Annotated in this window: 14 protein-coding genes; 4 read left to right on the top strand and 10 right to left on the bottom strand. The window is 70.2% G+C overall.

What is annotated here, in order from left to right:
- Positions 1-14: 14 nt before the first annotated feature.
- Positions 15-500, bottom strand: coding sequence for a CarD family transcriptional regulator (locus AB3M34_RS03245; RefSeq protein ID WP_149768552.1), 486 nt, complete (start codon positions 498-500; stop codon positions 15-17).
- 227 nt (positions 501-727) lie between these two features.
- Between AB3M34_RS03245 and AB3M34_RS03240 the strand changes: the two genes are divergently transcribed.
- Positions 728-1294, top strand: coding sequence for a hypothetical protein (locus AB3M34_RS03240; protein WP_370617644.1), 567 nt, complete (start codon positions 728-730; stop codon positions 1292-1294).
- 42 nt (positions 1295-1336) lie between these two features.
- On the opposite strand, the gene AB3M34_RS03235 is transcribed toward AB3M34_RS03240, so the two are convergent.
- From AB3M34_RS03235 to AB3M34_RS03225, 3 genes are read right to left on the bottom strand one after another with little or no spacing between them, the layout of a single operon-like run.
- Positions 1337-2134 (bottom strand): deoxyribonuclease IV, encoded by a 798-nt coding sequence (locus AB3M34_RS03235; protein ID WP_370617643.1) that lies wholly within the window; start codon positions 2132-2134, stop codon positions 1337-1339.
- Between the two features lie 47 nt (positions 2135-2181).
- Entirely contained in the window at positions 2182-2862 is a 681-nt protein-coding gene (locus AB3M34_RS03230; RefSeq protein ID WP_370617642.1) for a response regulator, read from the bottom strand.
- A complete protein-coding gene (locus AB3M34_RS03225) occupies positions 2859-4052 on the bottom strand; it encodes a sensor histidine kinase (protein WP_370617641.1) in 1194 nt (397 codons plus the stop codon). The genes AB3M34_RS03230 and AB3M34_RS03225 overlap by 4 nt, the downstream gene beginning before the upstream one ends.
- Positions 4053-4184: 132 nt before the next feature.
- Here AB3M34_RS03225 and phoU point away from each other — a divergent pair, with 132 nt between their 5' ends.
- The gene (gene phoU, locus AB3M34_RS03220) at positions 4185-4832 is read left to right on the top strand and encodes a phosphate signaling complex protein PhoU (RefSeq protein ID WP_370617640.1); all 648 of its coding nucleotides are present in this window, start codon (positions 4185-4187) and stop codon (positions 4830-4832) included.
- Positions 4833-4842: 10 nt separating this feature from the next.
- Here phoU and AB3M34_RS03215 read toward each other — a convergent pair whose 3' ends face one another.
- Together AB3M34_RS03215 and AB3M34_RS03210 are read right to left on the bottom strand one after the other, a co-directional pair.
- Positions 4843-5637, bottom strand: coding sequence for a sulfite exporter TauE/SafE family protein (locus AB3M34_RS03215; RefSeq protein WP_407070172.1), 795 nt, complete (start codon positions 5635-5637; stop codon positions 4843-4845).
- Between the two features lie 18 nt (positions 5638-5655).
- Complete coding sequence (locus tag AB3M34_RS03210; RefSeq protein WP_370617639.1) at positions 5656-6405, bottom strand: phosphoglyceromutase; 750 nt, start codon at positions 6403-6405, stop codon at positions 5656-5658.
- A gap of 80 nt (positions 6406-6485) precedes the next feature.
- Between AB3M34_RS03210 and AB3M34_RS03205 the strand changes: the two genes are divergently transcribed.
- The gene (locus AB3M34_RS03205) at positions 6486-7502 is read left to right on the top strand and encodes an NAD-dependent epimerase/dehydratase family protein (RefSeq protein ID WP_370617638.1); all 1017 of its coding nucleotides are present in this window, start codon (positions 6486-6488) and stop codon (positions 7500-7502) included.
- Positions 7503-7504: 2 nt separating this feature from the next.
- On the opposite strand, the gene AB3M34_RS03200 is transcribed toward AB3M34_RS03205, so the two are convergent.
- Genes AB3M34_RS03200 through mshA form a run of 3 tightly spaced genes read right to left on the bottom strand, consistent with a single transcriptional unit; the run spans position 7505 to position 10131 of the window.
- The gene (locus AB3M34_RS03200; RefSeq protein WP_370617637.1) at positions 7505-8242 is read right to left on the bottom strand and encodes a Clp protease N-terminal domain-containing protein; all 738 of its coding nucleotides are present in this window, start codon (positions 8240-8242) and stop codon (positions 7505-7507) included.
- Between the two features lie 31 nt (positions 8243-8273).
- Positions 8274-8804 (bottom strand): YbjN domain-containing protein, encoded by a 531-nt coding sequence (locus tag AB3M34_RS03195; protein WP_370617636.1) that lies wholly within the window; start codon positions 8802-8804, stop codon positions 8274-8276.
- A 16-nt stretch (positions 8805-8820) separates the two neighbouring features.
- Complete coding sequence (mshA, locus tag AB3M34_RS03190; RefSeq protein WP_370617635.1) at positions 8821-10131, bottom strand: D-inositol-3-phosphate glycosyltransferase; 1311 nt, start codon at positions 10129-10131, stop codon at positions 8821-8823.
- Between the two features lie 152 nt (positions 10132-10283).
- On the opposite strand from mshA, the gene AB3M34_RS03185 reads away from it, so the two are divergent.
- Positions 10284-11027: an SDR family NAD(P)-dependent oxidoreductase gene (locus AB3M34_RS03185; RefSeq protein ID WP_370617634.1), complete on the top strand. Its 744-nt coding sequence runs from the start codon at positions 10284-10286 to the stop codon at positions 11025-11027.
- A gap of 24 nt (positions 11028-11051) precedes the next feature.
- Here the strand turns inward: AB3M34_RS03185 and AB3M34_RS03180 are convergent, their stop codons facing one another.
- Positions 11052-12614: a DHA2 family efflux MFS transporter permease subunit gene (locus tag AB3M34_RS03180; RefSeq protein WP_370617633.1), complete on the bottom strand. Its 1563-nt coding sequence runs from the start codon at positions 12612-12614 to the stop codon at positions 11052-11054.
- Positions 12615-12839: the final 225 nt, after the last annotated feature.

Genomic DNA, 12839 nt, shown 5'->3' with positions numbered 1-12839 from the left:
GAAGGACTAGGAGGTCAGGACGCGAGCACCTCGTCGAGCAGCGTCTCGGCCTTGTCCTCGTTGGTGTTCTCGGCGAGCGCGAGCTCGGAGACGAGAATCTGACGTGCCTTGGCGAGCATCCGCTTCTCGCCGGCGGAGAGACCCCGGTCGCGCTCACGGCGCCAGAGGTCGCGGACGACCTCGGCCACCTTCATCACGTCACCCGAGTGGAGCTTCTCGAGGTTCGCCTTGTAGCGTCGCGACCAGTTGGTCGGCTCCTCCGTGTGCTCAGCCCTCAGCACACCGAAGACGCGGTCCAGGCCGTCCTTGTCCACCACGTCACGCACACCGACCAGATCGAGGTTGCACGCCGGCACGCGTACGACGAGATCGTTCTGGGCGACGATGCGCAGGACGAGGTACTGGCGTTCCTCACCCTTGATCGTGCGGACTTCGATGTCCTCGATGACCGCCGCACCGTGATTGGGGTAGACAACCGTTTCGCCAACAGTGAAAGTCATATGTCCATAGCCCTTTCTTAGGTGACCAGGATAACACGGTCTCCAAGACTGCTCTTTGTCGTTTACGCAGGTCAGAGGCCAAGTCGTGACTTGACAAAGTCCGTTTCAGATGGCACCCGCGAGGGCAGGGGCGACCTCGTCGCACGCTCCGCGCGGTCCGCGGATACGCTGTTGGGCGTCGTCTCCGCGCCATCAGGTCGCGCTCGCTGCAAAGAAAGGGTCGGGCTGTGCTCACTCGCTCCCGCCGTGCTCTCGTCGCCGTCGTCGTCGGCCTTCTCGCCGTCGTCCTCGCGGGCTGCGGCACCGGCTTCAACGCACAGACCAGCGCGATCTACCAGGCAGGAGTCGGCACCAACGACCGCTCCGGCGACGTCGACATCCTCAACGCGCTCTTCGTGATGAACGACGACGACACGGCCACGCTGTCCGCCGGCATGGTCAACCAGGCGCTCCAGACCGACCAGCTGACGAGCGTCGAGGTCGTCACGCGTGCCGGCACGCCGGTCGAGGTGACCTTCGACGGCCCGGTCGCGCTGCCGATCCGCCGCCTCTACACGCTCGGCCAGAAGCCGTCGGTCGTCATCACCGGCGACGACCTCTTCGCAGGGCAGTTCGTGACGGCCACGTTCACCTTCGCCAACGCGGGCCAGGTCCAGCTGCCGATGCCGGTCGTCACCCGCACTCCGATGTACGCCGATGTGGCGACGCCCCCGGGCAGCACCGCCAACCCAGCCGGCGAAGAGGCCGAGGAAGGCGTCGCGGTCGACGACAACGCGGAGTCCGCGGACCACTGAGCCATCGCGGTCCGGCGGCGCAGTCGGCCGGCTGGGAGTCGGCTACGAGGCGAGCTGCTCGCGCAGCCACGCGATGTCGTCGCCGGTCTTGTCGTCGGCGTGCGTCTCGATGATCACCGGCGCGCCCGCCGCGGCGACGATCTCGACGAGCAGCTCAGGCGGGATCGTGCCTTCGGTGAGGTGAGCGTGACGGTCGGCGCCCGACCCGAAGGCGTCGCGGCTGTTGTTGCAGTGGACGAGGTCGATCCGGCCCGTCACGGCGGTGATGCGATCGACGATGCCTTCGAGCTCGATGCCGCCCGCCCAGGCGTGGCACGTGTCGAGGCAGAACCCCCACGAGTCTCCTCCACCACCCGCCTGGATCGCCTCCCAGGTGCGCTCGATGCGCTCGAACCGGCGCGCCATCGAGTAGTCGCCACCCGCGGTGTTCTCGAGCAGCACCGGCACCTTGGCGTCGATCGCCTCGACGGCCTTGCGCCAGTTGTCGAAGCCCTTGTCGAGGTCGCCCTCGGAGTCGACGTAGCCACCGTGCAGGATCACACCCTGGGCGCCGATCGCCGCCGCACCGTCGACCGCGTTCTGGACGAGCTTGCGGCTCGGGATGCGGACGCGGTTGTTGAGGCTCGCGACGTTGAGCAGGTAGGGCGCGTGGACGTACAGCGGAACGTCACGGGCCGCGGCGTCGTCACGCAGCCCATCGGCGCCGCCGGCGTACTCGTACTTGGGCCATTTCCAGCTCTGCGGGTCGCCGAGGAAGATCTGAGCGACGTCCGCGCCGACGCGCTCGACGTCGTCGAAGGGGTGCTCCTGGTCGACGTGGGTCCCGATGCGGGTCTTCATGCGATCAGCCTCATGGCGTCAGCCTAGGACCCACCACCGACGCGGGCCTACGCGTCGTACTTGTAGCCCAGCCCGCGCACCGTGACCAGCGTGGTCGGACGAGCCGGGTCCTCCTCGATCTTGGCCCGCAGACGCTTCACGTGGACGTCGAGCGTCTTGGTGTCGCCGACGTAGTCGGACCCCCACACGCGGTCGATGAGCTGCCCGCGCGTCAGCACGCGTCCGACGTTGCGGAGGAAGAGCTCGAGCAGCTCGAACTCCTTCAGCGGGAGGCGTACCTCGGTGCCTGCGACGGTCACGACGTGGCGGTCGACGTCCATCCGCACCCGTCCGACCTCCAGCGCGGAGTCGTCGGCGACGGCACTCTCGGCACCGCGTCGCAGGACCGCGCGGATGCGGGCGACCAGCTCACGCGGACTGTACGGCTTGGTGACGTAGTCGTCGGCGCCCAGCTCGAGCCCCACGACCTTGTCGACCTCGGAGTCCTTGGCGCTGACCATGATCACCGGGACGGACGAGGACGACCGGAGCTTGCGGCACACCTCGGTGCCACTGATGCCGGGAAGCATGAGGTCGAGCAGGACGATGTCGGCACCGCTGCGGTCGAACTCCTCGAGCGCGGCGTGCCCGTCCGTCGCGATCGCGACCTCGAAGCCTTCCTTGCGCAGCACGTAGGAGAGCGCGTCGATGTAGCTCTCCTCGTCCTCGACGACGAGCACACGGGTCACGATCGGGCCTCCTGGGCGGGGACGGACGATGCCGTCGGTACGGGGGGAGCTTCGAAGTCGTCGGGGTCGTCGGTGCGTGCGGCCGCCGGCAGGACCAGCGTGAACGAGGAGCCCTGGCCGGGCTGGCTCCACACCTCGACGGTGCCGGCGTGGCTCGCCGCGACGTGCTTGACGATCGACAGCCCGAGCCCGGTGCCTCCGGTGCTGCGGGCGCGCGCCGGATCGACACGGTAGAAGCGCTCGAAGATGCGGTCGATCTCGGCCTGGCCGATGCCGATGCCCTGGTCGCGCACGGCGATGCGGACCTCGCCGCCGACCTGGGCCGCGTCGACGGTGACCTTCGTGCCGACCTCCGAGTACGCGATCGCGTTCTCGACGAGGTTGTTGACGGCCTGGAGGAGCTGCTCGCCCTCACCGAGGACGTACACCTGGTCGTCCGTCCGCGTCGCGACCTCGATGCCGCGCACCTCGGCGTCGACGGCGTTGCGCTCGACGGCGGTCGCGATGAGCCCCGCGACGTCGACCTCGTGCGGCTCGTCGATCAGGGCGTCGCCCTGGAGGCGGGAGAGCTCGATGATCTGCTGGACCAGCCGCGTCAGGCGTGCGCCTTCGCGCTTCATCCGGCCGCTGAAGCGTACGACCGCCTCAGGATCGTCGCGCGCCTCGCCGACGGCCTCCGCGAGGAGGTTGAGGGCACCGACGGGGGTCTTGAGCTCGTGGCTGACGTTGGCGACGAAGTCACGGCGGATCATCTCCACGCGGCGCTCAGAGGTGCGGTCCTCGACGAGGACCAGCACGAGCCGCGACGTCAACGGCGCGACCCGGACCAGGACGTGACGCTGTCCGCGGCGTCCGAAGCCCAGCCCGATCTCCTCCTCGCGAACCTGTCCGTCGCGGCGGACCTGGTGCACCATCTCGCGCAGCACCGGGTGCTCGAGCCGGGTGTCCTGGAGCAGGCCCATGACGTGGGCCGGCGCGGACGCCTTGACGACGCGGTCGGCCGCGTCGACGATGACGGCAGAGGAGCGCAGCACCGCGAGGACGGCTTCGGCGCCCGCGGGGACCTCAGGCTCTGGGCGTGCAGGGATGTCCGCCTGCTGGCGCTCGCTGTAGCGCCACGCCCACACCACGCCGGCCCCGATGAGCAGGCCGAGCGCGATGCCGAACGCGAACGCGATGTTCGGATCCACACCTCGATCGTACGCACGCCGCGTCGCGCCGCCCGAATTCCGCAGGGACCGAGAAGGTCCCATTCCCCCAGAGTTCACCGCCCGTTCACCGCAGGTCGGGCCCCATTCACCCTGGCTCTCTAGGGTCCTAGCATGCGCGAGTTCTACGACGACCAGCTAGACGCCCTCGACGCCGACCTCGTGGCGATGACGACGGCGGTGCGGTTCTCGCTCGCCCGCGCATCCGCCGCGCTCCTCGACGGCGACCTCGGAGCCGCAGAGATGGTGATCAGCGGCGACGCGGTCATCGATGCTGCGAGGGAGTCGTGCGAGAGCGATGCGATCTCTCTGATCGCGACCCAGCAGCCCGTCGCCACCGACCTCCGGCGCGTGGTCGCCGGCCTGCGGATCGCCGGCGACCTGGAGCGGATCGGTGACCTCGCGGTCCACATCGCCAAGCTCGCCCGGATGCGGATGCCCGATCCCGCCGTTCCGGACGCGGCACGGCCGACCGTCGCCGAGATGGCGCGCGTCGCGGGCGGCATGCTCGAGTCCGTGGCGATCGTCCTCGGCACGCACGACCTCGACGCAGCAGCGGCGCTGCTGTCGGCCGACGACGAGATGGACGGGCTCTACCGCACGATGTTCCACCGGTTGCTCGGTGACAGCTGGAGCGGTGGCGTCGAGGCAGCGGTCGACGTGGCGTTGCTGGCGCGCTACTACGAGCGCACGGGCGACCACGCCGTCTCGATCGCGCGGCGGGTGTTCTACCAGGTCACCGGCGAGGTCCCGCACATCTGAGGCGTACGCCTCAGCGCATCCCGAGGATCGTGTAGAGCGCGACGAGGCCGAGCACGATGATGCAGCCCCGCAGCAGCAGCGGCGGGAGCCGGCGCCCCACCCCTGCTCCGATCACACCGCCGATCAGCGAACCGGCCGCCACCAGCCCGACGGCGGTCCAGTCGAGCGGATGCGTGCCGCCGCCCCACGTGGCGACCACGATGTACGTCGTCGCCGAGACGACGTTGACGCCCAGGACGAGCACGTTCTTGAGCGCGTTCATCCGCTGGAGCGCCAGCGGGACGAGGAGACCGAGGATGCCGACGAGCAGGATGCCCTGGGCCGCCGCGAAGTAGCCGCCGTAGATCCCGCACAGGAAGACCGTCGCGAGGAGAGCAGCGGTCCGCGGCGCGCTCATCGTGTCGAGCGTGACGGCTGCCGCTCCCGACGCCTCCCTGCGCGCCTTGAGCCACTTCTGCAGCGGCGGCTGCACCACCACCAGGATCAGCGCGAGCACGAGCAGCACCGGCACGACGGCGATGAAGGCGTCCTCGGGCAGGTGCAGCAGCAGGTAGGCGCCGACGAGCGAGCCGAGGAGCGACGCCGGCAGCAGGCGCTTGACCAGGAAGCCCTGACCGGCCAGCTCGCGGCGGTATCCGAACGAGCCCGTGATGTTGCCCGGCACCAGCCCCACGGCGTTGCTCATCGTCGCGGTCACCGGTGGCACACCGAACGCGACCAGGGTCGGGAACGTGATCAGCGTGCCAGACCCGACGATCGTGTTGATGACTCCGGCTCCGACCCCCGCCAGGAGGACCAGCGCCATCTCCACCGGGCTCAGGTGTCAGCGCCCCTGGTTCGCGACCGCCTCGGCGGCGGCGCGCGCTGCCTCGGGGTCGAGGTAGCGTCCGCCCGGGGTGACCGGACGCAGGGCTTCGTCGAGCTCGTAGTGCAGCGGCATCCCGGTGGGGATGTTCAGCCCGACGACGGCCTCCTCGGACATGTCGTCGAGGTGCTTCACCAAGGCCCGCAGCGAGTTGCCGTGCGCGGCGACGAGGACCGTACGGCCGACCAGGAGGTCGGGCACGATCGCGTCGTACCAGTACGGGAGGAAGCGGTCGAGCACGTTGGCCAGCGCCTCCGTGCGGGGCCGCACCTCCGGCGGGAGGTCGGCGTACCGGACGTCGTTGAACTGGCTGAACTCGGAGTCGGCGTCCAGCGGCGGCGGCGGCACGTCGTACGAGCGACGCCACCGCATGAACTGCTCCTCGCCGAACTCCTCCAGCGTGGCCTTCTTGTCCTTGCCCTGGAGCGCGCCGTAGTGGCGCTCGTTGAGCCGCCAGGAGCGGCGGACGGGGATCCAGTGCCGGTCGACGTCGTCCAGCGCGATCTGCGCCGTACGGATGGCGCGGCGCAGGAGCGAGGTGTGCACGACGTCCGGGAGCAGACCGGCGTCGGCGAGCAGCGGCGCGGCCGCGTGAGCCTCGGCCTCCCCCTTCGCGGTGAGGTCGACGTCGACCCACCCGGTGAAGAGGTTCTTCTGGTTCCAGTCGCTCTCGCCGTGGCGGAGGAGGACGAGGTTGTACGTGCTCATGCGGCTCAGCCTAGTCACGCGGGTTCCGCGGCGAGCAGAAGCCCTTGCGAGGCGAGACGGCGCCCGGCGAGGGTGAGGGCATGCGTCTGCTGGTCCTCGGAGGAACCCACCACGTCGGTCGTGCCGTCGTCGAGGACGCGCTCGCCCGCGGACACGAGGTCACCACGGTGACCCGCGGTGCCAGCGGCGCGCCCGCGGACGGGGTCGACGGGCGCTTCGCCGATCGGCGGGACCTCACGGCGTTCACCGACGTCCTCGGCAGCGACACGTGGGACGCCGTTCTCGACACGTGGTCCGAGGAGCCGAGCGTCGTCCGAGACTCCGCGGGTCTGCTGGACGAGCGGGTGGCGCACTACGGCTACGTCTCGAGCCGCTCGGTGTACGCGTGGCCGATCCCGCCGGGAGCCGACGAGAACGCGCCCGTGGTGGCGGGCGACCCGGACAGCGCGTCGTCCGACGACTACGCGGCGGCGAAGCGCGGTGCCGAGATCGCCGTCCTCGACACCTTCGCCGACCGTGCACTGATCGCGCGAGCAGGACTCGTGATCGGTCCGTACGAGGTGGTCGGTCGTCTGCCGTGGTGGCTGAACCGGATCGCCGACGGCGGAGAGGTGCTCGCGCCGGGGCCGCCCGAGCGCGCGCTGCAGTACGTCGACGGGCGGGACCTCGGCGCGTGGATGCTGGACCGCGCCGAGCTGACCGTACGCGGCGGCGCCGGCGACGGGACGTACGACGCCGTGAGCCTGACGGGGCACACGACCACCCGAGGGCTGCTCGAGGCGTGCCTCGCGACGACGGGCGCCGACGCGCGCCTGGTGTGGGCGTCTCCGGAGCTGCTCGCCGAGGAGGGCGTCACCGGCTGGGTCGACCTCCCGATCTGGGTGCCCCCGACCGGTGAGCTGGCCGGGCTGCACGAGAGCGACACGTCGGCGGCGGCCGCCGCGGGGCTGCGGTGCCGCCCGGTCGAGGAGACCGTCGCCGACACCTGGGCATGGCTCCGGACCGAGGGCGCAATTCCCTCGACCCATCCCGAGCGACAGCCCGCCGGTATCGACGGCGAGACGGAGCAGCGGATCCTCGCCCGGCTGCACGCCTGAGGTCAGGCGCCGCCCTCCTGGTCGACGTGCTCGGCGACGTCTGCCACCACGAACGCCTCGATGGCCGCGCGGTCCACGCCGGTGCTGGCGAGCACGTCACCGACCGGTGCGTGGTCGAGGACGGCGAGCAGGACGTGCTCCGTCCCGACCCAGGAGTGCCCGAGACGCTGAGCCTGCGCGAAGGTGCCCTCGAGCACCTCGCGGGCACCGGAGTCGAAGGGAATCAACGCCGGGACGTCGTCGACGGGATCGGGGAGGACGTTCGCGACGGCCGCACGGACCGCAGCCGCCTCCACCTGGGCTGCGAGCGCGCGCGTCCCGAGCGCGTCGGGCTGGCTGAGCAGCCCCAGGACGAGGTGGCCGACCACCGTCTCGCCGTGGCTGCCGGCCCGTGCCTCCTCCTGCGCGACCACGACCGTGCGACGCGCGTGCTCCGAGAACTGGCCGAATCCTGCCGACATGTCTACGGCGGGCGTCGACGCGGTCGTCCGGGCCACGAAGCGCTTCTGCGCGGCCTGCTTGCTGACCCCCATGCTCTGCCCGATCTGCGACCACGACGCGCCCGTGCGGCGGGCCTGGTCGACGAAGTGGCCGATGAGGCTGTCGGCGATGTCGCCGAGGTGCTCCCCGGCGACGACCGCGCTGGCGAGCTGGTCGAGCGGATCGTCGTACCCACGCCTGACGGCGTCGATGAGGTCGTCGAGACGGACAGGGACCTGCGTACGGGGAGTTTCCGTCATGCGTCAACCTTAGGTTGACGCATTCGTGCCGTCAACCCTGGGTTGACTCCTTGTCCAGCAGATGCTTGAACGCCTCGAGGTTGCGGGTCGACTCCCCGCGCGAGAGGCGCCACTCCCACTCCTTGCGGATGGAGGTGGCGAAGCCGAGCTCGAGGATCGTGTTGAACGAGTCGTCGGCGTAGGTCAGGACCGACCCGAGGATCCGGTCGACCTCGTCCTCGGTGACCGCGTGCAACGGCATCCGGCCGTCGAGGTAGATGTCACCCGCGCTGTCGATCGCGAAGGACACCGCGTACATCCGCAGGTTCCGCTCGAGGAGCCACCGGTACACCGCCTCGTGGTTCTCGTCCGGCCGGCGCGCGACGAACGCGTGGATGCCCAGCGCATGGTCGCCCACCTCGAGGCGGCACGTCGTCTGCAGCTTGCGGGTCCCGGGGATCGTCACCTCGAAGACACCGGGGCGGAACTCGACGTGCTCCAGCTCAGCCGCAGCAAGCGCGCTGCGGATGGTCGCGGCAGCCAACCACGGCTCCCCGCTCTCATCACCGGCGGCACGGACCACGACGACCTCCTCTTGGTTACTGCCCGACAGCGTTGGGGAACGGACGCACGTCGGCGACCGCTCCCTCAGCCATCGCTTTCACGGCAATCGCTTTCACGTACGTGGCGAGGGTACGCTCGGCCGTCGCGTCCCACCCGAAGCGCGCAGCGTGGTGCACGGCAGCGTTCTGCATCGAGGCGTGCAGCCCGGGCTGGTCGAGCACCTGGGCGAACGCTGCGGCGTAGTCGGCCGGATCGTGGCCGTCGACGAGCATCCCGGTCACGCCGTCGTGGACCGCCGTCGCGAGGCCGCCCACCTTCGCGGCCACCACCGGCGTACCGCAGGCCTGCGCCTCGAGGGCGACGAGCCCGAACGACTCGTTGTACGAGGGGACGCAGACGATCGACGCTGCGGCGTACCAGAGGGCGAGCCGGTCCTGCGAGACCGGCGGGACGAACCGGATCCGGTCCGCGATGCCGAGCCGGTCGGAGAGCTCGACGAGCGCCGTCGGACGATCGAGCCCGCTGCCTGACGGACCACCGACCACCGCGACCACCGTGCGGTCGCGCCGCCCGCGCGCCATCAGGTGGGCGGCGGCCTCGAGGACGACGTCGGGTGCCTTGAGCGGCTGGATGCGCCCTGCGAACAGGATCACGTCGGCGTCGCGGGGAAGCCCGAGCGTCGCGCGGGCCAGGTCCTGACCGACGGGGCGGAAGCGGTCCAGGTCGACGCCGGGATGGACGACGTCGACGCGGGCCGGGTCGGCGCCGTACAGGTCGACCAGCTGGTCAGCCTCGTCGACGGTGTTCGCGATCAGGCGGTCGGCGCACTCGACGAGGTGCTCCTCGCCGACCACACGGCCTGCCGGTTCCGCGGCGTCGCCGGCCGCGAGATTGGCGTTCTTGACCTTGGCCATCGTGTGCATCGAGTGGACGAGCGGCACTCCCCACCGGTCCGCGGCGACCTGACCGACCTGACCGGAGAGCCAGTAGTGGGAGTGGACCGCGTCGAACCACCCGACCGGGCGGTTTGCCTCCGCCCGCAGGACGTCCCGCACGAAGGTGCACATCTGGGCGGGGAGGTCGTGCTTGCCGAGGCCCTCGAACGGGCCTGCCGGGACGTGGCGGACCATCACCCCGGGAAGCGCCTCCACGATCGAGGGCTGCTCGGAGGACGTCGCCCGGGTGAAGATCTCGACCTCGACGGACCGGGCGGCGAGGCGACGTGCCAGCTCGAGGACGTACACGTTCATGCCGCCGGCATCCCCGTTGCCCGGCTGCTCGAGCGGCGACGTGTGCGCCGAGAGCATGGCGATGCGGCGCACGTGGGGGGAGATCACGACCTCCATCGTAGGCGCGCACCACCAACCGCCGACGTACGTCGGCGGGTCGAGACCGAGTCGGACGAGGGCGAGCCGTCGTCTGGGAGTGATCCCCGTCTGACCTCAGCCCGCCGCACGCCGCTTCCCAGTGCGCGGCGGGCCCGTGGCAGCATGCGGACATGGCCGAAAGACTCACCGCACTCGTCACCGGAGCCAGCAGCGGCATCGGTGCCGCCACCGCACGACGCCTCGCCGCCGACGGGTTCCACGTCGTCTGCGCCGCCCGGCGATCGGACCGGGTCGAGGCGATCGCCGCGGAGATCGGGGGCACCGCCGTCGTCTGCGACGTGACAGACCAGGAGTCGGTCGACGCGCTCGCCGCGGCAGTCGGCCCCGAGCTGGCGGTGCTCGTCAACAACGCGGGCGGAGCGGTCGGCCAGGAGCCGATCGAACGCACCGACCCCGACGCGTGGCAGCAGATGTACGACTCCAACGTCCTCGGCACGCTCCGCGTCACGAAGGCGCTGCTCCCCGCGTTGCGTGCCAGCGGAGCGGGCACGGTCCTCAACGTGGGTTCGATCGCCGGCCACCTCGCGTACGAGGGTGGAGCCGGCTACACGGCCGCCAAGCACGGGGTCGCGATGATCACCGAGACGTTGCGCCTCGAGCTCAACGGTGAGCCCGTCCGGGTCACCGAGATCGCGCCCGGCATGGTGCAGACCGACGAGTTCTCCCTCGTACGCTTCGGCGGCGACAAGGCGCGTGCCGACGCGGTCTACGAGGGCGTCGACGAGCCGCTGAGCGCCGAGGACGTCGCCGACGCCATCAGCTGGATGGTCACCCGGCCGCAGCACGTCAACATCGACCTGATGGTGATCAAGCCGATCGCCCAGGCCGCTCCCTGGAAGGTCGCCCGCGGCTGACGCCGGCGGCCTGGGCGTCGCGCCTCAGTGCATCGGCGGCGGCGCCGGCTCGACGCCCTCGGCCGTGGCCTCCGGAACGTCCTCGTACTTGCGGGGCAGCAGCGCGACCGGGATCAGCGTGATGAGCACGAGCACCCACGCGACCCAGAACGTGTTGGCGAACGCCTGCCCGGCGTCAGCGAGGAGGCCGTCGACGACCTCCTGGCCACCGAGCTGCGGCACCAGCTGCGGGTTCTGCCACGTGCCCACCACGGCGTACCAGATCTTCTCGGTGGGCAGCCAGTTCGTGAGCAGGACCGACATCACCGCGACGCCGGTCGACGACGCGATCTGCTGGTTGATGTTGATGAGCGTCGTGCCGCGCGCGACCTCGTGCGGCCTGAGGCTCCGCAGCGCGGACGTGAACATCGGCATCATCGTGGCGCCCATGCCGAGTCCCATCACGAACAGCGCGATCACGATCGTCGGATAGCTCGTCGTCGAGGTGATCTGCGTCAGCGGCAGCATGCCGATCAGGATGCCGACGATGCCGAACGGGACGATGCGTCCGATCGGGACATGGTCGACCAGCCGGCCGGCGATCGGCATCGTCACCATCGCACCGATGCCCTGGGAGGCCACCAGGAGACCCGCGTCGAGCGTCGACTCGCCGCGCACCTGCTGGAAGTAGGTCGGGACGAGGAGCAGGCTCCCGAAGAACGCGGTGACGAACAGGAACATGATGATCACCGCGAGGGTGACGTCTCGGTTGCGGAACAGGCGCAGGTCCAGGAGCGGATGCTCCGGGCGGAACGAGTGCCAGACGAATGCCAGCATCAGCACCGCACCGACGACCATCGACACCCAGACCTGCGGGTCGGCGAACGTGCCCTTCTCGGGGATCGACGAGACGCCGAACAGGAACAGCGCGAGACCGGGCGACAGCAGCAGCATGCCGACGAAGTCGAACGACTCCGACGGCTCCGGGCGGTCACCCGGCAGCGCGAACCAGGCGTAGATGATCGTCGCGATGCCGATCGGCAGGTTGATCAGGAAGATCCAGTGCCAGCTCGCGTGCTCGATGAGGTAGCCGCCGATGATCGGGCCCATGATCGGGCCGAGCAGCATCGGGATGCCCATGACGGCCATGAGACGGCCCATGCGCTTCGGTCCTGCGGCGCGGGTCATGATCGTCATGCCGAGCGGCATGATCATGCCGCCGCCGAGGCCCTGCAGGACCCGGTAGGCGATCAGGGTGTTGATGCTCTCCGCGGTCGCACACAGGACCGAGCCTGCGGTGAAGAGGCCGATGGCCACGATGAAGAGCCGCTTCGTCCCGAACCGGTCGGCGGCCCAGCCCGTCAGCGGGATGACGGTCGCGAGCGCGAGCGTGTAGGCGGTCACCGTCCACGCGACGTGCGAGTAGGCGAGCGGGTCGGCCGCCGAGCCGAACTCCTCCTGGAACGTCGGGAGCGCCACGTTGACGACGGTGATGTCGAGGATCGACATGATGACGCCGAGGATGACGACGCCGGCGATCTTGAGGACCGCGGCGTCGATGTTCTCCGGGTACTCCGGGTGCTCGGAGGTCTGTTGCGTGTCGGCCATGCTGGCCAGCCTTCCTGACTGTGCGACACCCACCTGGTGCCCAACGTCCACCATGACCCCATCCACCGACACATGTCATCGCAATATGCGCAGAGCGAACGCGAGACGCACGTCACACCGGACGTCGCACGAGCCGCACGAAGCGGTGCATCGCGGTCCGACCGGTAGGATGGAGGACGCTCTGCGCCGTGCGTACCGTCCGGCGCCTCTCCCACGCAAGGACCG

The organism is Mumia sp. Pv4-285, from assembly GCF_041320275.1.
Lineage (GTDB): Bacteria > Actinomycetota > Actinomycetes > Propionibacteriales > Nocardioidaceae > Mumia > Mumia qirimensis.
Note: the sequence above shows the minus strand (reverse complement) of the source record. Positions and strands in the feature narration are given on the sequence as shown.